At 68.4% G+C, this 23,943-nt stretch carries 18 protein-coding genes and 1 pseudogene; 7 read left to right on the plus strand and 12 right to left on the minus strand.

The window, feature by feature from the left end:
- Positions 1 to 24: 24 nt before the first annotated feature.
- On the plus strand, positions 25 to 1,344 hold the full coding sequence (locus ACQEXA_RS03130) for an ISL3 family transposase (RefSeq protein WP_432922882.1): 1,320 nt from the start codon (positions 25 to 27) through the stop codon (positions 1,342 to 1,344).
- 163 nt (positions 1,345 to 1,507) lie between these two features.
- On the opposite strand, the gene ACQEXA_RS03135 is transcribed toward ACQEXA_RS03130, so the two are convergent.
- Positions 1,508 to 2,779 (minus strand): IS256 family transposase, encoded by a 1,272-nt coding sequence (locus ACQEXA_RS03135; protein WP_432937367.1) that lies wholly within the window; start codon positions 2,777 to 2,779, stop codon positions 1,508 to 1,510.
- A 77-nt stretch (positions 2,780 to 2,856) separates the two neighbouring features.
- Complete coding sequence (locus tag ACQEXA_RS03140) at positions 2,857 to 3,732, minus strand: PP2C family protein-serine/threonine phosphatase (RefSeq protein ID WP_433128506.1); 876 nt, start codon at positions 3,730 to 3,732, stop codon at positions 2,857 to 2,859.
- 507 nt (positions 3,733 to 4,239) lie between these two features.
- Here ACQEXA_RS03140 and ACQEXA_RS03145 point away from each other — a divergent pair.
- Positions 4,240 to 4,581 carry a GNAT family N-acetyltransferase gene (locus ACQEXA_RS03145; protein ID WP_433128508.1) on the plus strand — a complete coding sequence of 114 codons (342 nt, stop codon included), beginning with the start codon at positions 4,240 to 4,242 and terminating at the stop codon, positions 4,579 to 4,581.
- A gap of 329 nt (positions 4,582 to 4,910) precedes the next feature.
- Here the strand turns inward: ACQEXA_RS03145 and ACQEXA_RS03150 are convergent, their stop codons facing one another.
- The 9 genes from ACQEXA_RS03150 to ACQEXA_RS03190 form a co-directional block, all read right to left on the minus strand.
- Entirely contained in the window at positions 4,911 to 5,963 is a 1,053-nt protein-coding gene (locus ACQEXA_RS03150; protein ID WP_432937358.1) for an aldo/keto reductase, read from the minus strand.
- Between the two features lie 231 nt (positions 5,964 to 6,194).
- Entirely contained in the window at positions 6,195 to 7,571 is a 1,377-nt protein-coding gene (locus ACQEXA_RS03155; protein ID WP_433128510.1) for a phosphomannomutase/phosphoglucomutase, read from the minus strand.
- Positions 7,568 to 9,274 carry a glycoside hydrolase family 13 protein gene (locus tag ACQEXA_RS03160; RefSeq protein ID WP_433128512.1) on the minus strand — a complete coding sequence of 569 codons (1,707 nt, stop codon included), beginning with the start codon at positions 9,272 to 9,274 and terminating at the stop codon, positions 7,568 to 7,570. Before ACQEXA_RS03160 ends, ACQEXA_RS03155 begins: the two co-directional genes overlap by 4 nt.
- Complete coding sequence (locus ACQEXA_RS03165; protein WP_433128514.1) at positions 9,271 to 10,497, minus strand: Gfo/Idh/MocA family protein; 1,227 nt, start codon at positions 10,495 to 10,497, stop codon at positions 9,271 to 9,273. Before ACQEXA_RS03165 ends, ACQEXA_RS03160 begins: the two co-directional genes overlap by 4 nt.
- Entirely contained in the window at positions 10,494 to 11,510 is a 1,017-nt protein-coding gene (locus ACQEXA_RS03170) for a glycoside hydrolase family 130 protein (RefSeq protein WP_433134436.1), read from the minus strand. Before ACQEXA_RS03170 ends, ACQEXA_RS03165 begins: the two co-directional genes overlap by 4 nt.
- 63 nt (positions 11,511 to 11,573) lie before the next feature.
- Entirely contained in the window at positions 11,574 to 12,467 is an 894-nt protein-coding gene (locus tag ACQEXA_RS03175) for a carbohydrate ABC transporter permease (RefSeq protein ID WP_433128515.1), read from the minus strand.
- Position 12,468: 1 nt separating this feature from the next.
- Positions 12,469 to 13,431, minus strand: a complete 963-nt coding sequence (locus tag ACQEXA_RS03180; protein WP_432937344.1) for a carbohydrate ABC transporter permease — start codon at positions 13,429 to 13,431, stop codon at positions 12,469 to 12,471.
- Between the two features lie 6 nt (positions 13,432 to 13,437).
- A complete protein-coding gene (locus ACQEXA_RS03185) occupies positions 13,438 to 14,709 on the minus strand; it encodes an extracellular solute-binding protein (RefSeq protein WP_433128517.1) in 1,272 nt (423 codons plus the stop codon).
- A gap of 113 nt (positions 14,710 to 14,822) precedes the next feature.
- Positions 14,823 to 15,851 (minus strand): LacI family DNA-binding transcriptional regulator, encoded by a 1,029-nt coding sequence (locus ACQEXA_RS03190; RefSeq protein WP_432937339.1) that lies wholly within the window; start codon positions 15,849 to 15,851, stop codon positions 14,823 to 14,825.
- Positions 15,852 to 15,949: 98 nt separating this feature from the next.
- Between ACQEXA_RS03190 and tnpC the strand changes: the two genes are divergently transcribed.
- The 3 genes and pseudogenes from tnpC (at position 15,950) to ACQEXA_RS03205 (ending at position 20,877) form a co-directional block, all read left to right on the plus strand.
- Positions 15,950 to 17,476 carry an IS66 family transposase gene (tnpC, locus tag ACQEXA_RS03195; protein ID WP_432926078.1) on the plus strand — a complete coding sequence of 509 codons (1,527 nt, stop codon included), beginning with the start codon at positions 15,950 to 15,952 and terminating at the stop codon, positions 17,474 to 17,476.
- A gap of 859 nt (positions 17,477 to 18,335) precedes the next feature.
- Positions 18,336 to 19,722: pseudogene (locus ACQEXA_RS03200) on the plus strand (IS1380 family transposase).
- A 603-nt stretch (positions 19,723 to 20,325) separates the two neighbouring features.
- Positions 20,326 to 20,877, plus strand: coding sequence for a YciI family protein (locus ACQEXA_RS03205; protein ID WP_432937336.1), 552 nt, complete (start codon positions 20,326 to 20,328; stop codon positions 20,875 to 20,877).
- A gap of 256 nt (positions 20,878 to 21,133) precedes the next feature.
- Here the strand turns inward: ACQEXA_RS03205 and ACQEXA_RS03210 are convergent, their stop codons facing one another.
- Positions 21,134 to 22,168, minus strand: coding sequence for an IS630 family transposase (locus ACQEXA_RS03210; RefSeq protein ID WP_432923211.1), 1,035 nt, complete (start codon positions 22,166 to 22,168; stop codon positions 21,134 to 21,136).
- 191 nt (positions 22,169 to 22,359) lie between these two features.
- Here ACQEXA_RS03210 and ACQEXA_RS03215 point away from each other — a divergent pair, with 191 nt between their 5' ends.
- Together ACQEXA_RS03215 and ACQEXA_RS03220 are read left to right on the plus strand one after the other, a co-directional pair.
- Positions 22,360 to 23,370, plus strand: coding sequence for a questin oxidase family protein (locus ACQEXA_RS03215; protein ID WP_433128519.1), 1,011 nt, complete (start codon positions 22,360 to 22,362; stop codon positions 23,368 to 23,370).
- A gap of 239 nt (positions 23,371 to 23,609) precedes the next feature.
- Positions 23,610 to 23,825 carry a hypothetical protein gene (locus ACQEXA_RS03220; RefSeq protein ID WP_432937332.1) on the plus strand — a complete coding sequence of 72 codons (216 nt, stop codon included), beginning with the start codon at positions 23,610 to 23,612 and terminating at the stop codon, positions 23,823 to 23,825.
- Positions 23,826 to 23,943 lie beyond the last annotated feature (118 nt).

Raw genomic sequence — 23,943 nt, forward strand, 5'->3', positions numbered from 1 at the left:
AACGATCATGTGGGAGCCACGGGCGTGGTCAACGATACGACGTTGCTGCTCGACCTCGACGGGGTGTCCGTCATACGGGTCGAGCGGCTTGAGGACGGCACCCGCCGGGTGCATCTGGCCACGGCGGAGGAAGCGGCTCGCGCCTGCCCGGAGTGCGGGGCCTTCGCCTGGAAGGTGAAGGGCACAGCCCGGACCCGTCCTCGGGATCTTCCCTACGGGGAGCGCGGGCTGGTGCTGTTGTGGCACAAGCGCCGCTGGTGGTGCCGCGAGCCGAAGTGTCCGCGGAAGTCGTTTACCGAGAGCGTCGCCCAGATACCGCCCGGGGCGCGGATCACTGCCCGGCTGCGCCAGGCGGCCGGGCGCCGGGTACGCGATGCTGGCTCCACGGTCATCCAGGCCGCCCGCGACCTGCATCTGTCCTGGCCGACGGTGATGGGCGCCTTCCGTATATCGGCGCGCGAGGTCGTCCACGCCCCGCTGCCCGAGGTGAAGGTGCTGGGAGTCGACGAGACCCGGCGGGGCAAGACGAAGTGGGAGCAGGACCCCGAGTCCGGCAAGTGGCGCCTGATGAGGGATCGGTGGCACACCGGGTTCGTCGACGCGCTGGGCCACGGTGGGCTGCTCGGCCAGGTCGAGGGCCGCACCGTCGCCGACGTCCTGGCCTGGCTGTCCACCACACCGCTGACCTGGCGCAAGAACATCACTCACGTCGCCATCGACATGTCGGCCACTTACCGCGCCGCGATCCGCACCGGCCTGCCCGACGCCATCGTCGTGGTCGACCACTTCCACGTCGTCCAGCTCGCCAACAAGATGCTCTCCACACTCCGGCGCCGCACCACCGCCGAGGCCCGCGGACGGCGCGGACGCGCCAGTGACCCGGAGTGGAAGGCCAGACGACGTCTCCTGCGCAATCGCGAGGACCTCACCGACGAGCAGTTCGCGAAGATGTGGAACCCGCTGCTGGAGGAGGGGCAGATCGGGCGGACGCTGCTGACCGCGTGGATCGCGAAGGAGAGCCTGCGCAATCTCCTCGCCCTGGCCAGCACCGGCGCCGACCGGCACCATGTCGGCCAAGCCCGATGGAAGTTCCTAACCTGGTGCGCGGACTCGGACATCCCCGAGGTCGTCCGGCTGGCCGTGACCGTGGACCGGTGGTGGGCGGAGATCGCCGCGTTCCTCGACACCGGTCACAGCAACGCCAAGAGCGAGGGCATCAACCGTGTGATCAAGCTCGTCGCACGCAACGCCTTCGGCTTCCGCAACGCAGAGGACCAACGCCTACGCACACGCTGCGTCACCACCCGCCGAGCCCGCGGACACCTCCGCACCGCTCAACTTTGAAGACCCCCTAAGGAACGGTCCGTGGACGTGGTTCAGCCTTCGTGCATGTATCGGACGAGGCGTTCGGGGCCACCTGCGCCGTTCCCAGGCTGAGATCCGCTGGGTAAGCGGGTAGTAGGTGCCGTTCGGGACGTGTCAGTGACTTTGTGTAAGTCCGTGGGGGTCACCTGGTGTTGAGCCGGTCCTCGAAGAACAGTGAGAACTGGTTCAGCGCCTTCTTCCAGTGTGCCGCGACGTGGTTAACATCGCTGGCCTTGGGGGTGATCAGCTCGCGCACCGCGAGGTAGAGCACCTTCAGCGCGGCCTGCTCGGAGGGGAAATGCCCCCGGTTACGAGTGCTCTTCCGCAGACGAGCGTTGATCGACTCGATCAGGTTTGTCGAATAGACGACCTTCCTTATCTCCGGCGGGAAAGCCAGGTAGGGGATGAACTCGCTCCAAGCGGCCTGCCAGGTCCGCACGACCGCCGGGTAGCGTTGGCCCAGCTCCGAGGCGCTGAACTCCTGCAGTGCCTGCTCGGCGGCCTGTTCGGTCGGCGCCGTGTAGATCGCCTTCAGCGCCGGAACGAGCTTGGGATGGTCGCGGCTGGAGGTGAGCCGCAGCGAGGCCCGAATCAAGTGGATAACACATGTTTGGACCGTGGCCTTGGGCCAGGTCGCGGTGACCGCGTCCGGCAGGCCCTTCAGACCGTCGCAGGCCACGATGCACACGTCCTCGACCCCGCGGTTGCGCAGCTCGGTGAGCACCGTCATCCAGGTCGTGGCGCCTTCGCCTCCGTCACCCACCCACAGACCGAGGACGTCCTTGCGGCCGTCCATGTCGACGCCGACGGCGAGGTAGACCGGCTTGGAAACCACTGATCCAGAGCGGATCTTGATCCATAGGGCGTCGATGTAGATGATCGGCCAGATCGCGTCCAGCGGCCGGTTCTGCCAGGCTGCGATCTCGTCGGCGACGGCATCGGTGACCTTGCTGATCAGGTCCGGTGAGACTTCCACGCCATAGATGCCGGCCAGGTGCGAGCGGATGTCGCGCACACTCATGCCGCGGGCGTACAGCGACAGGATCCGCTCGTTGAACCCCGCCAGCCGCCGGGCATGCTTGGGCACCAACTGCGGCTCGAAGGACCCCTCACGGTCCCGCGGGACCGCCACCGTCACCGCACCCGCGTCGGTCAGCACCGTCTTCGGCGAGGTGCCATTGCGGCTGTTGCCCGAGCCGCGGCCGGCCGGATCGTGCCTCTCGTAGCCCAAGTGCTCGGTCATCTCGGCTTCCAGAGCACGCTCCAGCACCGCACGGGTCACCTCGGTGAGCAGCCCGCGCTCACCCAGCAGGGCAGTACCCGAAGCGTCGGCGCGATCCAACAGCCGCTCGACGACCTCATCCACCAGTTTGCGCTCGACCACCTCGGCGGGTGGGCTTTCCTTGTCTGCCATGTCCGTCCGTCCCGGCTGGTCAAGGCCCCAGGACTGGGCCTCGGCCAGCCTGTCACATCACAGACTTACACGATCTTTCAGATACGCTCGCCGTTCGGGTCGGGAGCCTCAATGACGCCGTCGGTGTAGAGGAGCAGGACGTCGCCGATTTCTAAGCCGAAGGTGTCGACCGTGTACTGGTCTTCTGAGGGCGCGGTGACACCCAGCGGGAGTCCTGGACTGCTCGCCTCCAGGGGGCTGACGTGGCCGTTGTGGAGCAGCAGGGGCGGGGGATGGCCGCAGCTGATCGTCTTCACCTGGTCGAGGTCGTCGGGGAAGTCCAGGAGCAGCGCGGTCACGAAGGACTCGCCGATCTCGGGGTCGTCTTCGGCGGCCGCGTCCCAACTCCAGTGCATGGCCTTCCCCAGGTGCATCACCAGATCCAGCAGCGAGTAGTTGCAATAGGCGGAGCCGTGGAAGGCACCGAGCATGAGGGAGGTGTCCTTGATCGCGGGCAGCCCCTTGCCCCGGACATCGCCGATGATCACCCGGGTCGCGCCGTCGGCACGGGTGGCCGCGTACAGGTCGCCGCCGATCTGCGCCTCCAGCTCCGCGGCGATGTAGTCGGTGGCCATGTGCAGCCGTCCACAGCGCCGGGGAAGCGGTTGTATCAGGACTTCCTGTGCAGCGGCTGCGACGGAGCGTGTCTGTGCGAGCTGCTGTTCGCGCAGATCGCCCACGGTGCGGAGAGCGACCAGGAACCCGGAGACCACCGCAATGCCGATCAGCTGAATCTGGAGCCCCGGAGTGATGCCGGGGCCCTCGATGAGAGGCCCGATGACCTGGCCCGCCACGGCCAGGACACCCATGAGCCCCGTGAGTCGGGGGCCGGCGCAGGACGCGGTGACGGCAGGAGCGACGACCAACAATGGGCCCAGCTGGGGCTGCTGGTCGGTCAGGACATCGGCAGTCACGATCACAACGATCAGGCTGAGCGGGATCACGAGGAGTGCGTGGCTCGCGTGCACGGCCGAGCGACCTGCTACCCATTCCGCTTTGCAACCATATATCCATGCTGTCACCGAGACGTCCCACGGCACGCGACGTCCACAGACGGAGTTGGGAGCCCCACCTCCGCTCGCATTCGCTCCTGGGGCACATCCTGCTGCCCCGTGCAAAGGGATCAAGGTCATTGATGATCACGTCCCACGCGGTATGACGGCGAGCAGCCGTGGCTCCGGACCAGCGCAAAATGTGATCACGGACGACGAACGAGTGCTAGCGTCGGCCGCATGCCTGAACTGATCGCGCCCACAAGCCGGCTGCAATCCTCATGGCTCGCAGCGCGTGACGAGTGGCCTCCAGGTGCCCACCAGGACGGGGCAGGCCTGCGTCTCGCGCCTGATGCCGACCTAACCATCCCCGAGGTTTTCTCGCAGTGGGTCGAACGACTGCGACAGCAGTCGGACAGGTCGGTTGCCGTGGGAGACGAGCGCGTCCATGCCACCCATTGGTGGATCGCCGAGGCAGACAGCTACCTGGGAGCCATTGATCTGCGGCACTACCTGAACGCCCTTCTGCTCAACATCGGCGGGCACATCGGCTACAGCATCCGACCCTCCTTCCGGAGACGCGGCCTGGCAACGTGGGCTCTCGGGGCGGTTCTACCTGAGGCCCGTGCGCTCGGCCTGGACCGAGTCCTCGTCACTTGCGACGACGACAACATCGGGTCGGCACGCAGCATCGAACGCAACGGTGGTGTCCTGGAAGATGTCCGTACAACTGACGTGGGCATCAAGCGCCGCTACTGGATCACTCTGTAAGCCTGTTAGGGCCCTCCGCAGGAGCTGAGCTTCTTGCGGTTGCGAACCTCGTAGGCCTTCTCCGGGATCATGCAGCGGATGCCACGTCTCGGCAGATAGACGCGGTTCGCGCGGGATCCGTACGCCTTTCCGGGCCCCCGGCGGCGTGCTGGTGAGCGCGGGCGATCGTGGCATCGACGCTCATATCCCACGTGATCAGGCCCTTCGCGTCAGCCTCAGCCTGCTACCGCTCGAAGATCCGCTTCCGGGTGCTGTTCCGCCGGCAGCGCCGGAACAGGGATCGGGCAGGCTTGTGGACCTGCCCGTCCCCGAACCCTCGTACGACAGGCTCAGACCGCGGCCGCCCTCTCCCCCGCCGGGCGCCTGCGCGCCGCGGGCTCGGTGAGCGACTGCGGCTGCCAGACACCGTCGGCCCGATAGAGATCGGTGCCAGGCGCCACGATCTCATCGATACGGTCGAGCACCGCGTCGTCGAGCAGCAGGTCAGCTCCCTTGAGCAGCGAGGTGAGCTGATCCATGGTGCGCGGACCGATGATCACCGACGTGACGGCCGGGTGCACCAGCGGGAAGGCGACGGCCAGTTCCGGCAGGGTGCAGCCCACCTCCTCGGCGAGGGTGACGAGTTGCTCGACGGCCGCGAGCTTCGCGGCGTTGCCCGGGAGTGCGGGGTCGAAGCGGTGCGGAGTGAGCTTGGCGCGGCCGGTGGTGAGGTCTACGGGCCGGCCCTCGCGGTAGGCGCCGGACAGGAATCCCGAGGCGAGCGGTGACCAAGTCAGCACTCCCATGTCCAGGCGCTGCGCGGCAGGCAGCACAGACCGTTCGATGCCGCGCGCGAGAATCGAGTACGGCGGCTGCTCCGTGCGCAGCCGCATCAGTCCGCGCCGCTCCGCCACGTGGTGAGCCTCGACGAGGTCCTCGGCGGGGAACGTGGAGCAGCCGAACGTCCGGATCTTGCCCGCCCTCACCAGGTCACTGAGGACGGACAGCGTCTCCTCGATGTCCGTGGTGTGGTCAGGACGGTGCACCTGGTAGAGGTCGATCCAGTCCGTGTCCAGGCGCCGCAGACTGTCCTCGACGGCCTTGAGGATCCAGCGGCGCGAGTTTCCGCTGCGGTTGCGTCCCTCCCCCAGGGGAAAATGCACCTTCGTGGCAAGCACGACGTCGTCGCGTCGGCCCTTGAGCGCCTTTCCGACGATCTCCTCGCATTCGCCGGCCGAGTACATGTCGGCGGTGTCCACGAAGTTGATGCCGGCATCGAGCGCAGTGTGGATGATGCGAACGCTGTCCTCGTGGTCGGCGTTGCCGACGGCACCGAACATCATCGTGCCCAAGCAGTGGGTGCTGACCTCGATACCCGTCTTGCCGAGGACTCGATAGCGCATACCGGTGCTCCGTCTCAGGCGGGGGCAGTTTGGGAGCCTCAGCCTAGGACTTGGAGTGCACTTGACCGCAAGGACACGGGGAGCTTCCGCCGGGCCGCGTTGTCAGGGACGCCCGAGGCGGTCGCCACCACCCTCGCAGCAGCCGCCTCAAGCTCCTTGCCGTGCACTTCGGTTGACCGTCCATCGACGCCCAAATGCTGCCCGACCGGACATGCCTCGCCGCCGCGTGTCTCAGATGCGGACGATCGCCAGCACCTCGTCGCGCAGCCGGGTCATGGTGTCTGCGTCCGACGCCTCCACATTGAGCCGAAGCAGTGGCTCGGTGTTGGAGGGGCGGAGATTGAACCACCAGCCGGTGGCGCTGATCGTCAGTCCGTCGAGCTCGTCGGCGACCGCTCCGTCCCGTCCGGCGAAGGTGTCGCGAACTTTGGCCAGCGTGCGCTGCTGATCGGGGACAACGCTGTTGATCTCGCCAGACGCCGCGTATCGCCCGTACTGTCCGACCAGCGCGGACAGCGGTCCCTGCTGACCGCCGAGAGCGGCGATCACATGCAAGGCCGCCAGCATGCCGCTGTCGGCGAACCAGAAGTCGCGGAAGTAGTAGTGCGCCGAGTGCTCGCCGCCGAACACCGCGTCGGTGCGCGCCATTTCGGCCTTGATGAAGGAGTGTCCCACTCGGGTGCGGACTGGGATGCCCCCGTGTTCGCGCACCACGTCGGGCACCGCCCGGGAGGTGATCAGGTTGTGGATGACGGTGCTTCCCGGGTGGTCGGCCAGCAGCCGGGCCGCGATGAGGGCGGTGACGGTGGATGGCGAGACGGCTTCGCCCCGCTCGTCGACCACGAAGCAGCGGTCGGCGTCACCGTCGAAGGCCAGGCCCAGATCGGCCTTGGTCTCCCGCACCTTGTGCTGAAGATCGACGATGTTCTTCGGGTCCAGCGGGTTGGCCTCGTGGTTGGGGAAGGTGCCGTCCAGCTCGAAGTACATCGGGACGACCTCCACCGGCAGGTCGCGGAAGACCGCAGGGGTGGTGAGACCGCCCATGCCGTTGCCCGCGTCCACCACGATCTTCAGCGGGCGGATGGCGGAGAGGTCCACCAGCCCCAAGAGATGGGCGGCGTAGTCGCCGAGCATGTCCCGCTGGGTGAGGGCGCCCGGCGCGCGGCTGGTCGCGGGCAGTGCCCGCCCGGTGGACCAGCGCTCCACGAATGCGCGTATCTCCCGCAGCCCGGTGTCCTGGCCGACCGGTGTGGCGCCGGCTCGGCACATCTTGATGCCGTTGTACCGGGCGGGGTTGTGGCTGGCGGTGAACATCGCGCCGGGCCGCTGCAGCTTTCCGCTGGCGAAGTACAGCCCGTCGGTGGAGCACAGACCGATCTCGGTCACATCGGCGCCCCGCTCGGCAGCGCCGTCCGCGAAGGCGCGCGCCAGGCCCGGGGAGCTGGGGCGCATGTCGTGCCCGATGACGATCGCGTCCGCGCCGGTCGTCTCGACAAAGGCCGCGCCGAACAGCCGGGCGAGGTCCTCGTCGAGCTGGTCGGGGACGGTGCCACGGACGTCGTAGGCCTTCACCAGGCCGGAAAGGTCAAGACTGGGCCTGTCGTTCACTGGTGGTACTCCTTGAAGATCATCCAAACGGTCGTGTCCTGTGGGATCGTCCGTCCTTCCAGTGGCGCGCTGGACAGCAGCACTTCGGCATCGTTCTCCAGCGGCAGCGGTTCGGAGCCGAAGTTGACCACGCACCGCAGCCCCGCACCGCGTTCGAAGCCGAACCACTCGCCGCTGTCGGGACCGTCCAGCTTCAGCGCGGCATCCGAGGCCGGGTGGTCGCGCCGCAGTCGCAGCGCTCTTCGGTACAGCGCGAACATGGAGTCGCCGTCGTCCTCCTGGGCCCGGGCGGTCAGCCCGGCCCAGTCGGTGGGCTGAGGGAACCAGCAGTCCTCGGGGGCGGCAGTGCTGAAGCCGTACGGGGCGGCATCGCCCTCCCAGGGCAGCGGCACCCGGCAGCCGTCCCGGCCGCGCTCCCGGTGTCCCGAGCGCTCCCACAGCGGGTCGCGCAGCCGGTCGTCGGGGAGTTCAACCTGCGGAAGGCCGAGCTCTTCGCCCTGGTAGACGTAGGCTGCACCGGGCAGCGCAAGCATCAGCAGCGCCGCGGCCCGGGCACGCCGCTCACCGGCCTGGCCGCCGCCGTAGCGAGTGACCGGCCGGACCGCGTCGTGGCTGGAGAGCACCCAGGTGACCGGGGCCCCCACCGCCTGCATGGCGGCGACGGACTCCTCGACCACATCCCGCATCGCCGCCCCGTCCCACGGCGCCTCGAGGAAGGCGAAGTTGAAGGTCTGCTGCATCTCGCCGGGGCTCACGTAGCGTGCCAGCCGCTCGGGGGCGAAGATCCCGGCCTCGGCCACCATCACTCGTTCCCCAGGGGCCACCGCACCGGCGGGCGCCGGATGGCTGTCCAGCAGGGCGCGCCAGTCGCGGAACAACGGGTGCAGTTCCTCCTGGTCGTAGTAGGGCATCAGGTGGTTGCGGTGGATGTCCTGGTGCTGGCCGGGGCCGGCGTCGGGCAGGCCGTCCGCCTTGAACAGGGTGTGGGCGACATCGACCCGGAAGCCGTCGACGCCGCGGTCCAGCCAGTGCTTCAGGATCCGCTCGAAGTCGGCGACGACCTCGCCGTTTCGCCAGTTCAGGTCGGGCTGCTGCGGCGCGTGCAAGTGCAGGTACCACTCGCCCGGGCTGCCGTCCGGTTCGTCGACCCTGGTCCAGGCAGGACCGCCGAACGCCGACTGCCAGTCGTTCGGGGGCAGTTCACCGTGCTCGCCGCGGCCAGGCCGGAAGACGTAGCGCTCCCTGGCCCGCGATCCCGGCTCGGCGGCGACTGCCTCGCGGAACCAGGGGTGCAGGTCGGAGGTGTGATTGGGGACCAGGTCCACCAGGACCTTGATGCCCAGCGCGTGGGCCCGCTCCACCAGGGCGACGAAGTCGGCCGGGCCACCGAGGTCGGGTGCAACCCCGGTGTGGTCGGCGATGTCGTATCCGCCGTCCGCCAATGGCGAGGGGTAGAACGGGGTGATCCACACTGCGTCGACACCCAGTGTCCGCAGGTACTCCAGCCGCGCTGTGGCACCGGCCAGGTCCCCGACGCCATCGCCGTCGCTGTCGGCGAAGGCGCGGGGGTAGATCTCATAGCAGACGGCGTCCCGCCACCACGGGACGGCACCGTCCGCTCCGCCTGATCCACCCGTGGCGGGCCCGGCGACGGCCGGGTTCGGGACGGGATTGCCCGCATCGGGGGTTGCGCGCGTGGTCATCCGGATCCTCCAGCGGTCGAGGGGGACGGGATGGTCACGGGCAGCGTGCGCCCGGTCTGCGCCGACCGGGTCGCTGCCTCCGCCACCGCGACGGCGGCCAGTCCGGCGCCGACGCCGGCCAGGGGGGTACCGCCGTGCGCCGCGCAGTGCAGCAGGTCGGTCATGGCCGCCCGCACGCTCTCGGTATAGATGTACGGCTTGCGCGTCTCGCCGCCCAGGTCGATCACGCAGTCGACCCGATGCGGGACGACGCGCCTGATCCCGCGGCCGGAGGCCGGACGGTCCGAACCGGCCCCGCGGGCCACCGACACCGTGATCCGCTCCTGCCCGTGCGGACGCAGCCCGGGTACCGCAAGGAGGTCGCCCGCCCGCTCGGGCAGCCGCTCCCAGCGGGCGGCGCCCGCCTCGTCGGTCCAGGCGGTGACCGTCGCGAAAGTGGGGATCCAGCCGGTGACCCGGGCTTCGGCGAAGCCGTAGTCCAAGCGCATCAACTGCCGCTCGGCGCGGTGGGCGTGGGTGAAGGAGTGCGTGTGGGTCGCCACGCTCCCGCGGGGGTGGGTGGCGGTGGCCACCACGATGTCCACCGGGCCGCCGGGTCGCCGCACCGCCATGCCCTGCACTTCGACCGGATCACTGCCCATCAGGGCGCTCGCCGCGTCGAAGAAGTGCACGCCGTGCTCGATGTGGATGCCGCCGCTGCGCGCCGGGTCCCAGAACCAGTGGTCCGGGCCCAGGTCCTCGTCGGAGGCATCGTTCTCGAAGGCGAACCGCCGCAGCGGATCCAGCAGCCCCTCCCCGCCGAGCCGTTGGAGCAGCCGCAGGATCGGGTTGTAGCGCAACACGTGATCGACGACGAACACGCCGGATGCGCGGTCCGCCTCCTCGGCGACGCGGGCGGCGGCCGCGAGACTGACGGCGACCGGCTTCTCGCAGAAGACGTGCCTGCCCGCGCGCAGGGCTATTACGGCCGCATCCGCGTGGGCGGCCGGCGGGGTGGCCAGGGCCACCACGTCGACCCCCGGACGCGCCACCGCCTCCTCGACGCTCGTGCAGACGTCCGCGCCGTGCCGTTCGGCGAGCGCTCGCGCCCGGTCACGGTCGGGGTCGGCGCACACGACGACCCGCAGGCCGGGGATGTCGTGCACCGCGTCCAGGACATACGCGCCGAAGCCGCCGCAGCCGACCAGCGCCAGCCCGAAGCCCGCCTCGGGTATGGCGATCACTCGGCCCGGTCCAGGCGGGCCACGCCGATGTGCGCGTCGGCCATGCCGTAGAAGACATACCGCACGCCGTCGATCTCCTCGATGGCGGTCGGGAAGACCACGTTCGGCACGGTGCCTGAGCGCTCCTCCTCGGTCTCCGGAGCCATCAGCGGCTCGGTGGTACGCGAGAGCACCGTGGCCGGGTCCGCGGGGTCGAGGATCATCGCACCGGCCGCGTAGTGGACCGTCTGCACCTGGGCGAACGGGTCCTCGATGCTGCCGGAGACACCGTGGTGGATGAGCAGCCAGCCCTCTTCGACCCGGATCGGAGCCGGGCCGGCACCGATCTTGAGCGCCTCCCAGGGGTACTCGGACAGGGCGACCAGGCGGTGGTGACGCGGCCGGGTCAGCGCGCGGATGTCCTGCTTGACCTCGTCGACGGGGACGTAGGAGATCCAGATGCCGGGCCGCTCGTCGCTCACGCCGGCGGGCAGGTGCACCCCCTCACCCGGGCGGAACCAGCCCAGGTCCCACATGGGGCGGTGCAGCATGGCGAAGTACATCTCACCGTCCGGGCCCGGAACGGGCTCGGGGAAGTGCACGACGTCCTTGTTGGGGAAGAGGTTGAGGTCGGTGTCCAGATCGGGCTGGTACTCGAACTGGATCGGGCCGAGGCGCTCCCAGTTCACCAGGTCCTCGGAGACGGCCAGGGCCGGCTTGGGGCCGAGCGGCCCGTAGGCCACATAGGACATGACGTGCCGGCCCAGGGCCTCGATCCAGGTGGTGCGCGGGTCCTCCACACCGGCGTTGTTCTTGCCGCGCTCCCATCCCGCATCGGGTGCGAGGACCACGCCGCGGCGCTCGACGCCGGTGGGCACGCCGTTCTCGACGATCACCTCGGCGAGCCCGACGTGGGAGACGTTGCCCTGCGCGACCAGCCGCGGCAGCAGGTGGAGCCTGCCGTCGGGGGTGCGGCCGGAGGCGGGGTTGAGCACACCCTCGACCTCGTTGGCCTCGCCGGGAAGCGGGGACATCACGACGCCGACCCGGGTGAGGCGGTAGGGGATGGGGGTGGTGGTGCTGTGGGTCACGGGGGTTCAACCCTTCGTTGCTGAGTCGATGTCGGTGGAGGTGAAGCGGTGCTGGAAGACGATGTAGAGCGCCACCGCGGGTGCCGCCAGTACGCAGGCCCCGGCGAGGATGGCGCCGAACGGGTTGGCGGCGGCCGAGGAGACGGTGCTGATGTAGTTGGCAAGGGAGACGGCCAGCGGCTGCATGTCCTGCCGTTTGGTGACCAAGAACGGCCAGAGGAACTCGTTCCACGGGCCGGTGAAGCTGAGGAGCACCACCGAGAACAGGGCCGGTTTGCAGAGGGGCACCGCGATGCGGAACAGGATCTGCAGTTCGCTGGCACCGTCCATGCGGGCCGCCTCGAACATGGCTGCGGGCAGTTGCAGGAAGAACTGGCGGAAGATGAAGACGGCGCTGGTGTTGATCGCGAACGGCAGAATCATGCCCAGGTACGAGTCGGCCAGGCCGTAGTCGCGGACGATCAGTACGTACAGAGGGATCATCAGCAGCTGGAACGGGACGACCTGGACGAGCAGGACAAGGGCGAAGGTCGAACCCCGGCCCCGGAACTGCAGGCGGGCCAGTGCGTAGCCGGCGAGGAGCCCGAAGACGGTGGTGCAGATGATCACTCCACCGGTGAAGATCCCGGAGTTCACCAGCGACCGTCCCAGCGAGATGGCTGAGTTGATCGCGGTGTAGTTGTGCAGGCTCAGGTTCCCTGGGTCGGGGAAGGCCCCGGCCGGACTGGAGTCGGGCTGCTTCTGCAGGGACCCGATGATCATGTAGTAGAAGGGGAAGAGGAAGGCGAACGCACCGATGAGCAGTGCGATCTTCGACCCGATCGACCTGGGGCGGGTTCCCGTGGCGTTCGCTTTCCGCCGACGCTTCTCGCGGGAGGGAGCTGCGACGTTGGTGGCCATCTCAGTCCCTCTCCAAGAAGCGGCGGTAGACGAGCGAAATGCCGGTGATCAGCACGACGAGGATCACGCCGATGGCGGCGGCCTGATCGGGATGCCCCTGTTGGAGACCCCGCTGATACATCAGCAGGACGGGAGAGGTGGTGGCGCCGTCCGGCCCGCCACCGCTGGTGAGCAGGTAGGGCTCGGTGAACAGGTTGGCTCCTGTGACAGTCGCCAGAATCAGCACCAGAAGCGTGGCGGGTCGTACCGCGGGGACCGTGATGGAACGGAACGTGCGCAACCGTCCGGCACCGTCGAGGGCCGCCGACTCATACAGCTCGTTGGGCACGTTCTGCAGAGCCGAGAGGTACAGCACCACGAAGAAGCCCAGCTGCTTCCAGGCGACGAAGACCGCGACGACCGGCATCGCCAGATGGGAGTTCACCAGCCACGAGGGATCCGGAGCCAGCGGCCCGAGTGCCCGGTTCACCAGACCGTTGGTGTTGAACAGGAACAGCCACACGCCCACGACCGCGACACTGGCCGTGATGTAGGGGATGTAGTACGCGGTCCGGAAGAAGGATCGAAACCGGATCTTCTTGTTCAGTGCGCTGGCGAGGACCAGTGAGGCGACGGTAGTCAGCGGCACGTTGATGACGAGGAAGACCGCGATGTTCGAGAACGAGCGCCACACGTCCGGGTCGGTGAGTACCGCGGTGTAGTTGTCCAGCCCCACGAAGGGCCGGTCGACCTGTACACCGGGGGCGGCGAAGAAGTAGTCGTGGAAGGACATCCACACGGCGAAGCCGAGTGGATACACGAAGATCGCGGCCAGGTAGAGCAGGTACGGCGAGACGAACAGCATGCCGATGGGCTGATGCCCGCCGAGCCGCAACCGCCACTGCCGCATCCGCCCCGCTGGTGTCGTTCCGGACCCGGGCTGGGCATGCCTGGGGCCGTGGGAGTCATGGGTGGTGGAGGACATGGCGGGTCACTGGTTCTCGGCCAGCTTGTCGACCTTGCCGGCGGCGTCCTTCAAGGTGGCGGTGAGGTCGCCCTTACCGAAGATGACAGCCTTGGTGTAGGCGTCGCGGAAGGTCTGCCAGATCTCGACCGAGTTCGGCACGTTCGGCGCTTCGATGGTGTGCTCAGCCTGCTGCGCGAAGGCCTCGTAGTCCTTGTGGGAGGCGAAGTAGGACGGGTAGGCGGACGTCAGGTCCTGGCGCATCGGCATCTGGCCGGTGGCGTCCAGGAGCTTGCCGTCCTGCTCCTTACTGGTGGCGAACTTCATGACGTCCCAGGCGGTCGCCCGGTTCTTGCAGGAGGTGTACATGCCGATGGACTTCTCGTCGCTGAAGGTGCCCTTGCCGGGCGAACCGTCGGCGGTCGGCACGGGCACGGCGCCCCACTTGACCTTGTCGCCGTATACGGAGACGGCCCAGGGACCGACGGTGGCCATCGCGGACTTGCCCTCAGCGAAGGCGTCGCCGTTGTAACTCTCCTTGGGAGCCAGGCCCTCGGAGTACATGGTCTTCCACAGCTCGGCGGCCTTGATGCCCTCGGGCGAGTCGAACTGGGCCTTGTTGTCCTGGACGAGCTGCTTGCCGGTCTGTGCCGCAAGCAGCGGGTAGTAGTCGAACCAGGACTGATAGAACTCCGACGTCGGCGCGGGCCAGATGGCGGACTTGGCCACCCCGCTCTTGACCAGCTTGCGCGAGGTGTTCAGGAAGTCCTGGTAACTGGCCAGCTTGGGGTGCTCTGCGTCCAGCCCGGCCTTCTTGAAGAGCTCCTTGTTGTAGAAGATCATCACCGGGTTGCTCTTCCACGGCATCTGGTAGTACTTCCCGTCCGGCGACGCGTACTGCGCGAGGCGGTCGCCGACACGGGACTGCAGGTACTGCTTGCCGTCGGGGAAGTCGTCCAACGCGACCAGACCGCCCTGCTTCTGGAAGCCGGGCACGGCCGCCGGAGCGGTGTTGAGAACCAGGCACGGCGCGTTACCTGCGGTGATAGCCGCGCCGATGACCTCCTCGGAGCTCTTGCCGGCGGGAATCTCCTGCGCGCTCACCTTCTCCTTGGGGTGAGCGGCGTTCCAGGCCGCCACCATGCTCTTGCCCCATGCGACTTCCTGAGCGTTGTTGGAGTACCAGACCGTGATCGGGCCACGGGCGTTGTTGCCGGCGCTACCGGAGTCCGATCCGCTGCCGCACGCGGTCAGCGCCACAGCGGCCACCGGCAGCATGACGAGGAGGGCCTTCTTCATTGGAGGTTCCGTTTCTTAGAGGGGTAATCAGTCGGCGGGCACGACGTCGTTGGGCTTCCGCCGGCCACCTTGCTGAAGGAAGGGAAGGAAGGACTGGGGACCGCCGCCGGCAGTCATCGACCCCCGCGGACGGGGGCGGGGCCGGTCGACCCGCGAATCACCAGCGTGGCCGGGTCCAGCTCCACGTCAGCTGTGGTGCCTCGCTCGATGAACTCCACCAGCGCCTTGGCGGCCGCCCACCCCCAGGAGGCCGGGTTGGCGCGGCACGTCGTCAGCGTAGGGCTGGTCCAGGACGCCAAGGAGACGTCGTCGAAGCCGACGATCGAGAGGTCGTCGGGTAGCCGCAGGCCCGCATCCTGGGCGACCGCCATACCGGCCGTGGCCGACAGGTCGTTGCCGTAGATGATGGCGGTGGGAGGAGTAGGCCGGGCCAGCAGCGCATGAGTCGCCTGTGCCCCACCCTCGGCGGTGAATCCTCCGGGCAGTGACGTGCCGGAGGGCAGGCCCGCGTCGGCAAGCGCCTCAGCCCATGCCTGGCGGCGGCGCCGTGCGTGCACGAACTCCTCGGGACCGGCCACGTAGGCGATGTCGCGGTGTCCCTGTTCGATCAAGTGGTGCACGGCGCTGCTGACGGCGGGACGATCGTCAAGGTTCACCGTCGGCAGGTCGGTGTCTGCTTCCACTGCGCCCACAGCGACTGCGGGCAGGCCGAGCTCTGTGACCAGTGCCGGCCTTGGATCGTCCAGGCGCAGGTCGGTGAGGAAGACGCCGTCGACCCTCCGGTCGGCTGCGAGCCTGCGGTAGGTCTCTATCTCGTCGCCGGGCCGGCTCATCTGCAGCATCAGACCGTCGCCGGTCTCGGAGATCACCGCCTCGATGCCCGCCATGAACGCCGGGTAGAACGGATCGGTGCCGATCAGATCGGGTTCGCGGGTCAGTACGAGGCCGACGGCACGTGCCCGCCCCGTGGACAGCGCCCGCGCGCTACGGCTCGGGGTCCACCCCAGTTCCTCTGCCGCCGACTGGACGCGCTGCTGCGTGGCGAGCGCCACACCGGGGCGGTTGTTGAGGACGAAGGAAACCGTCGCACGGGACACCCCGGCCAACTGCGCCACATCCGCGATCGTGGGACGACGGGCCATCTGCGCACTCCAGTTTCGTAAGCATTCACGTGGTCTGTCCGCTGGTGGCGAGTTGACGATGTGACAGGCCGTCGTGGTCTCTGGCACGCTGCGGGATCGTGTCTGTTGCTGCCGAGTCCGCCGCGTCGCGTGAGGACCTCCTCGCGCTGATTGCGCTGCTGCGCGAGCAGAACGTGGCGCTGGCCGAGCGGTGTGCACTACTCGAAGAGCGGAACACTGTGCTGGAGACGCGGGCCGCACTGCTGGAGGACCAGAACGCGCAGCTCGCTGCCGCCAACGAGCGCCTGACGAAGCGGGTCGTGGAGTTGGAACGGCGGTTGAACCGCAACTCGGGCAACTCCAACTTCCCGCCCTCGCAGGACGTGTTCGGTCTGCCGAAGGACGACAAGCCCGAGGCGCAGCCGAAGGGCCAGGCCCGGCGGGGCAGGCGCAAGGGCGCGCCCGGTGCGGGGTTGGGCATGGTCGAGAATCCGGACCAGGTCGAGAACCATCGCCCGCGTGCCTGCGCGGACTGCGGCAGCCACTTGCGCGGCGCGCCCTCAGTCGGCTTCGCTCGCCGTCAGGTCAGCGACATCCCCCTGGTCACGGTGAAGGTCACCGAGTACCGGCTGCACAAGGTCCGCTGCGGCTGCGGGCACACCACCACAGCCGAGGCACCCGACCACCTGGCGGGCTCGCCCGCGTCCTACGGCCCGAACCTGCGCGCACTGGCGGTCTACCTGGTCGTCTTTCACCACGTCCCCGTCGAGCGGACCGCCCGGCTGATAGCCGACCTGACCGGCGCCGCGGTGTCCACCGGCTGGGTCAGCGGTATGGTCGCCGAGGCCGCCGAACTGACCGGCGACTCGCTGAACCTCATCAAAACCCTGCTGATGCTCGGCCACATCTTGCACGCGGACGAGACCACCACCCGGATCGGCGCCAAGCGCCGCTGGCTGCATGTGGCCTGTACCGAGCAACTGACCCACCTGGCCCTGGCGCCGCGCTCGCGTGAGGGCGCCAACTCCCTGGGCATCCTGCCGGGTTTCCGCGGCACGCTGGTCCACGACTCGCTCTCACTCTACGCCGGCTACCCGGACGCGGACCACCAGTTGTGCGGCGCGCACCTGATCCGCGAGCTGACCGCCGCCGAGCAAGACCATCCCAAGCAGAAGTGGCACCAGCAGATCCACTGGGCCCTGGCGGGCCTGAACCGCCAGGCCCGGCGCGTCAGGGACGGCGAGAGAGCCGAGATCGGCCCCACCTCGCTGCTGTTCTACCAGCAGCACTACCACCGAGGCGTCACCGCCGGACTCGCGCTCCACCCCAGAGCCCCCGGCCGCAAGCAGTCCCCGGCCCGCAACCTGCTGGAACGGCTCCGCGACCAGGCGAACAACGTGCTCCGCTTCGCCGACCACCCCCGACACGTGCCCTTCACCAACAACACCGGCGAGAGAGCACTGCGACCGGTCAAGACCCAGGTCAAGATCTCCGGTTGCCACCAGTCCGAACACGGTGCCGCGGCCTGGCTCGCCGTGCGCTCATACCTCGACTCCGCCCGCAAGCACGGCCTGAACCCCTTCGACGCCATCCGCCGCGCCTTCACCGGCAACCTCTGGATGCCACCCATCGCCCTGGCCACCTGACCAGCAGATATCACACAGCGTCAAATGTCGACAGGCATTCCTTGTGAATGCTTACCCAGTTTCTGCCGGTCGGGGGCTGCAATGTCTGACCGGTTCACGTTCCCCGCACGCAGGCCTCACGGCCGTCTGGACAGCGCGGCCCCGATACCAGGAACGAGTTGTCCCAGCCACAGCGCCACAGGTGGCAGAAGTCGGCCGGGATTTGAACCGGTTTAAATGGCGGGTCCCACCTTTAACGCCACCTTCCGTTAAGTCAAGCGCCCCCATAGATTTACCCCATTGAAGCTCTTCGCCCTATTGTTCCGATATGTCGGCCTTGGCTGACGTCAGTGGCAGGCACCCGCCACTCGCCGCCGACGTCAGGTCGGCACCTCGTCCGCACGGGGGTCGACACCCCATCGAGTCGCGCAGGAGCCGCCGAGCGGCCGCGTATCCATCTCGCGAGAATTGAATCAAGTTCAAAATGCATGTCTGTGCACGCCGGAAGGGCAGAAGGAGCCGGACGACACAAGAAAATCCGACGGCAATCCATCCGGTTTTCGCGGAAACCGCACTCGAGGAGGGGAACATCCAAATCTCCACGCATGTACGGGAATTACAATCCTCGAGCTATGCCGGAACCGGAGGCGGGCGGAAGCCCTTCGAAAAGGAACGTCGAGCCAGTCGAGTCGAGTCGAGTCGAGCGGGCCAAGTCCCATGCCCCGCGTGTCATCTCGTACGGCCTACGACCTGCTGAACCCGGATCCACCGGCTTGATGCCTGTGGACGGTTTCTCGGGGAACGAAGAAGTGCCTTGTGACCTGCGATGATGGGGTTTCTCTAGGACCACATCAGGCACGATCAGCAAGGCACTTCCGAGATGCAATCTTCCCATGCCGCGGCGGCGGTCTCATCCGCGTTCGACGACCCGAACCTGATCGCGTACGGCGGCCTGGAGCCGGTGGTGCGGTTGGCCGAGCGGTGCGGTCTGCCCGCACTGGTCGGGGAGTACATCCGTCTGCCGGCCTCGAAGGACGGCACCGGTGCCTTCCCCGCGGCGAAGGTGATGTCGCTGGTGGGTGGCATGGTCGCGGGCGCCGACAGCATCGACGACATGCACCGGGTGCGGCACGGCGCGATGGGCCGCCTGTTCTCCGGTGCGCGGGCCCCGTCCACGCTGGGGTCGTTCCTGCGTTCCTTCACGCACGGGCATGTGAAGCAACTGCACGCTGTGGCCCGCCGGTTCCTTCCCGAACTGGCCCGTCACGCCCCGCTGCTGCCCGGCGCGGACCAGGTCGCCTACGTGGACATCGATGACACCATCCGCCGCACCTACGGCTACGCCAAGCAGGGCGCCGGTTACGGATACAGCAAGGTCAAGGGCCTGAACGCGCTGCTCGGCATCGTCTCCACACCCCTGGCCGCCCCGGTCATCGCCGCCACCAGGCTACGCAAGGGACCCTCGAACTCCGCGCGCGGAGCGGCGGCGTTCGTCGCCGAGACCATCCACACCGCCCGCGCCTGCGGCGCCAGCGGCCTGCTGGTGATGCGCGCGGACTCGGCGTTCTACGGCGCCGATGTCGTCAACTCCTGCCGGGCGCTGGGCGCGCGGTTCTCCATCACCGTGCGGATGAACGCTTCCGTCAAGACCGCCATCGCCCGCATCGATGAGGACGCCTGGACGCCGATCAAGTACCCCGAGGCGGTCTGGGACGAGGAGGGCCAGTGCTGGATCTCCGACGCCGAGATAGCCGAGACCACCTACACCGCCTTCACTTCCAAGCCGAAGAAGCAGCAGGTCACCGCCCGTCTGATCGTGCGCCGCGTCAAACGCCTGAGCGCAAGCCGTCCCCGCCGGACAGGGCACGCTGTTTGACACCTGGCGCTACCACGCCGCGTTCACCGACTCCCCGCTCTCCTTGAACGATGCCGAGCGTGACCATCGACGGCACGCTGTCGTCGAGCAGGTGATCGCGGATGTCAAGAACAGCGCCTTCGCCCACGCGCCCTCCGGGCATTTCCAGGCCAATGCCGCCTGGCTCGCCCTGGCAGCCCTGGCACACAACCTGGCCCGCGCCGCCGGCGCACTGGCCGGCACGTTCCATGCCAGAGCGACCACCGCCACCATCCGGGACCACCTGATCAACGTGCCCGCCCGCCTGGCCCGCTCGGCCCGCCGCCTCACCCTGCACCTGCCCGCACGCTGGCCCTGGAGCACCAACTTCACCCAGCTCTTCAACATCGTGCACGCGCCACCAGCCCCCTGACACTCCCTGACCGACCTGCCCGAAAGAGCCCGAGACCTGCGGAAAAGTGGAAGAGCTGGGTAGACCAGCGGCCACCTCACGCCCGAATCCGCAACTCAACCCCGACACGGCCTGCACGACCCCGAAACGATCACACCGAAATCAAGCCGGTGGATCTGGGCTGAATCACCCCAACCGCGCGGGACAGGACACCCGCACGGGGCTCCACCTGTCAACCTCGATCCACCGCGTGAACTCTGCTCAGGGGCGTCGGGCGGGCTCTGGGTACTTCTTTGGGATGCGGGCAGCGGCGATTGCCGAGTGCCCGTCCGGTACAAAGTCTCCAAAGTCTTGCGAGTTGTGGTCGGGCGCAGCGATCGCGTGGGTCAGATCCACGCCCCCTCATTGGACGACTACGGACTCAACTGCGGGCGGAATGCCGCGGGCAGGCCACCCTTGTCGAGGGCCGGCAGGGCTTCTTGCCCATAGGCAACAACCCCTCCAACACGGCCCATTGCTCGTGCGTCAGATACCCAGGGGCCACGACCCAAGATCATCTCGCGAGCAAGATCCACTTTCCGAAACTCGCTCGCCCTCGTGACCCCCTGAAGAGACCCTATGGGCATGGAGTTCCTCTGCTACCACCGCGACCGGCCCGGCTCCCTTCCGCTACGCGACGACCTGCTGGAAGAGCATTGGTCCTACATGGACCAGTACGCGAAGGAGATGATCGCCCGGGGCCCGACCCTCGCCGAGGACGGCGACACACCCACCGGAAGCGTGCATATCGTCGACCTGCCCGATCCTGCCGCTGCCCGCGCGTTCGCCTTCGACGAGCCGAACTACCAGGCCGGCGTCTACCGGGACGTGCTGCTACGACGATGGCGCAACACGCTGGGGCGCACCATGTGGGACTTCCCCGGCGGTCGGACCGGCGGCAACCGGTATCTGGTGCTCGGCCTCGGCACGGGGCAGGCCGCCGATCTCGCGGTGCCGCCCGACCGGGACGAGTTGATCGCATACGGGCCGTTGCTGTCCGACGACGGTGCCACCTGGCTGGGCACGGGGGTATTGGTCCGGGCACCGGACCCGGACACAGCACGCGCCATCCTGACCCCGGACCGGTACGCCGACATCGAGGTACACAACTGGCAGTTCGGCGGCCGCCCGTCATAGCCGAGGATGTCCGCCGAGATGACCGCCGAAGCTCTTCGGGTCGTTCAGCATCTTCGTGTCTTACCCGAAGTCACGGATGCATCGGCCTGACGTATGGCGGTCGACCCATGGGTCCACGCTGAAGAGCCTTCGGCGGGCGGGGGCGGGGCGCGGGGTGTCTGTAGCTCGCGGACTACCTGGTAGATTACCAGCCCAACGCCGCATCTTCCGAAGCTCAGGCGTGCCATGCGCGGGTTCGACGGACCTAGGTCCGGTCCTAAGCGGCTTGCCTGAAGTTCTGCGCGTAACTCTTCGGCAGCCAGGGCGAGGCCCAGGGTGCGGCGGTGGTCAGCATCTGGGTGGGTGAGCGCTGCCGGAAGAAGGCGTGGACCTGGCGCAGGCGGCCCGGCCAGGTGACGGCGGTGTTGGCAATGTGGGCCTTCAGCGCGGCCCAGATGCGCTCGACCGGGTTGTCGTGCGGGCTGTAGCGGGCGCCGAACAGCAGGCGCAGGCGGGGCTGGTCGGCCAGGTAGGCGGTCACCGCCTTCGCGTGATGAATGCTGTCGTTGTCGCAGACCACCGCGACGACCGGGGCGGCGGGGTAGGCGGCCAGCAGTAGCTGGAGGAAGGCGACGAAGGCGGCGGCATTGCGGCGGCCCAGGGTGTAGACCCAGGCGCCGGTGGCCACTTCCAGGGCCCCGAAGACGGTGGCCTGCCGGTTCTTGCCTGGGGTGGCCACCTGCTGCCGCGTCCCGCGCAGGATCCAGCTCGCCCGCACGTGCGGCAGTAGGTGCAGGTGGGTCTCGTCCTCGGCCCAGACCACCGACCCGTGGGGCAGGGCGGCGAGTTGGCGGCGCAGGGCGGCGAGGGTGCGCCTGCGCTCGGGGTCACCCCTGGCCACCAGGCGGGGCCGCCGCCAGGCCGCCTGTTCGCGAGTGTGCCGGTACACGGTGCGCAGGCTCATCTTCGGCCGGCCCAGGCGGCGCCAGATCCGGCGGATGGTCCACGGCCCGGGGCGGGTCAGCAGGCGGCGGATGCGCTCGCCCAGCCTCGGCCCGCCGAGCCGGGGCCGCCCCGCGCGGGGGCGATCGGCCAGGCCCGCCAGGCCGGCGGTGTTGTAGCGATGGATCCAGCGGCGCACCGTGGCCGGGTGGTAGCCGAGCAGCTCGCCGATCTCTCCTGCGGTCATGCCGGCCGCGGACAGCAGCACGATCACCGCGCGGGAGGCCTCTCGCCACCGGTGATGCAGCAGGTGATACAGGTGCTGGTACGCCGGACCGGGGCGGTTGGCGAACACGGATGCCGGACGCATACTGGCCTTGACCTCGCCGGTTTTGTCGTAGTTTGGTCAACCTCGATACAACACCCGGCGAGGTCTTCTCGTCATCGAGGCCATCGCGCCAGGCCGCCGCTGCCGCTCCAGATTCCGCGCAGAACTTCAGGTCATCCGCTTAGGCCTTCAGCCTGTTACGCCACCGTGGCGTCTCGCCTACCGTCCTCGGCATGGATACGACAGGAATCCTCGACGAGGCACTCCAGCGACTGCACAGTTCAGGGCCGGAAAGGCTCGGGCGGCTCACCAATCACGCGCCGATGGCCGTCGAGGCACTCGCCACGCACGGCCAGGCCCGCTCGGTGCACCACTGGCTCGATGCGTACAGTCGCAAGCTCGAGGAGTTCCCGCTCGGCGTCGAGCCGGTCACAGCCGCCAACTGGCGCTTCGCGCTGGGCGACTCACGTCGCGCTGCGGACTGGATCGGCTACTTCGGCCGAGAGATCGCCGAGCGCCCCTGGCGCGACGTACTCGCCGAATGGTGGCCCCGTCTCCTGCCCGGCATGTATGGCGGCTCCACCCACCCCGTGATCCGGGTGGGCCATGCCGTGCGCACTCTGCTGACGGACGACGGCACCGAACCACGTCTGACCGAGCTCGCCCATGGCCTTGGCTACTGGGCCGCCCGCTACCACCCTGTCGCAGACCTCGACTCGCTGCCCGGCGCCGACAGCGCAGCCGCCGCCCTGGACACGGTGCCACCCATCACGACGCGGGAGGGGAACCTCCCCTCCCGGCTCGGCCGCGTCACGGGCCTGCCGGTATGGGCGACCGCGGTCACGGACCCGCACGAGGCGCGACGCCGCCTCACCGAACTGGTGCGGGCGGCCACGCACCGGTATGCCACCCACGGCCACGGCGAGGAGACCATGCTGGTCCACGCGGCCACAGCTCCCAATGCCGTGCTGCGCTCCCTGCCTGCCCTCCCGCATGCCCTATGGGTACCAAGCCTGCGGGCCGCCTGGACGGCATCCGCAGCGGTGACCGCGATGTACGCACCCGACACCCCCGTCGCCTACACCCCACCAGGCACCCACACCCCCGAAGAGGTCTTCGAACGGGCCCTGGCGCACGGCGACGAACACGTCATCAAATTGACCGACACAGCCCTCGATGTCGGGGACGAACGCGCACTGTCGGCAGCACTGCGCTCCATCGACCTGAGCGAACCGCTGGTCTAGCCAGAGTCGTCACGAAGTCACCCCCACGTCAGCGGGGAGGCAGGGTGACGGCTGTTTGATCGGGCTCAGGGGCGAGCCGACCACATGTGTTCAGCCCTGTGCAACAGACGGGTGCGCAACATCGCCGCTGTGCAGCCAGGGGGTCCGATTGCGCATGCGGCTGCGTACGGGCGGCCCCGGGATCCTGCGCCTGGGCGGTGCGGGGCAGCGGATATGCACACACCATCTCCGCCAACCGCATGGCCCGATTCATACTCCTGCTCAGGGAGGCGTTGGACGCGGCCGAGAAGGCGGCCCCGCTCGCATCCCACGACCCTGGGTCGTGGGTCGTGATGGTCACCGTCGCTCGTGGACTGCGTTTCGAGCACGACAAGTTCCAGCAGCTCTGGTTGGAGCTCTTCGCACGCTCCCCACTACTACATGGGGCACTGGCAGGCACTGCAGTACTGGTGTGACAAATGGGCCGGGACCAACAAGCTGACGATGGATTTCACCGAACGCGCGGCGCACCGGGCGCCTACCGGCAGTCCCCTTGCCCGTATCTGCCTGCTCGCCCTGGACGAGCTCGCCCAC

Origin of the sequence: Streptomyces sp. CA-106110 (genome assembly GCF_050936285.1) — a bacterium.
Classification (GTDB): Bacteria; Actinomycetota; Actinomycetes; order Streptomycetales; family Streptomycetaceae; genus Streptomyces.

Coding starts and splice junctions, on each gene's coding strand:
- ACQEXA_RS03185 (WP_433128517.1), bottom strand. CDS start 14,709: ATGAAGAAGGCCCTCCTCGTCATGCTGCCGGTGGCCGCTGTGGCGCTG.
- ACQEXA_RS03150 (WP_432937358.1), bottom strand. CDS start 5,963: ATGCGCTATCGAGTCCTCGGCAAGACGGGTATCGAGGTCAGCACCCAC.
- ACQEXA_RS03215 (WP_433128519.1), top strand. CDS start 22,360: ATGGATACGACAGGAATCCTCGACGAGGCACTCCAGCGACTGCACAGT.
- ACQEXA_RS03170 (WP_433134436.1), bottom strand. CDS start 11,510: ATGTCCCCGCTTCCCGGCGAGGCCAACGAGGTCGAGGGTGTGCTCAAC.
- ACQEXA_RS03180 (WP_432937344.1), bottom strand. CDS start 13,431: ATGTCCTCCACCACCCATGACTCCCACGGCCCCAGGCATGCCCAGCCC.
- ACQEXA_RS03210 (WP_432923211.1), bottom strand. CDS start 22,168: ATGCGTCCGGCATCCGTGTTCGCCAACCGCCCCGGTCCGGCGTACCAG.
- ACQEXA_RS03175 (WP_433128515.1), bottom strand. CDS start 12,467: ATGGCCACCAACGTCGCAGCTCCCTCCCGCGAGAAGCGTCGGCGGAAA.
- ACQEXA_RS03135 (WP_432937367.1), bottom strand. CDS start 2,779: ATGGCAGACAAGGAAAGCCCACCCGCCGAGGTGGTCGAGCGCAAACTG.
- ACQEXA_RS03160 (WP_433128512.1), bottom strand. CDS start 9,274: ATGACCACGCGCGCAACCCCCGATGCGGGCAATCCCGTCCCGAACCCG.
- ACQEXA_RS03205 (WP_432937336.1), top strand. CDS start 20,326: ATGGAGTTCCTCTGCTACCACCGCGACCGGCCCGGCTCCCTTCCGCTA.
- ACQEXA_RS03220 (WP_432937332.1), top strand. CDS start 23,610: ATGGCCCGATTCATACTCCTGCTCAGGGAGGCGTTGGACGCGGCCGAG.
- ACQEXA_RS03190 (WP_432937339.1), bottom strand. CDS start 15,851: ATGGCCCGTCGTCCCACGATCGCGGATGTGGCGCAGTTGGCCGGGGTG.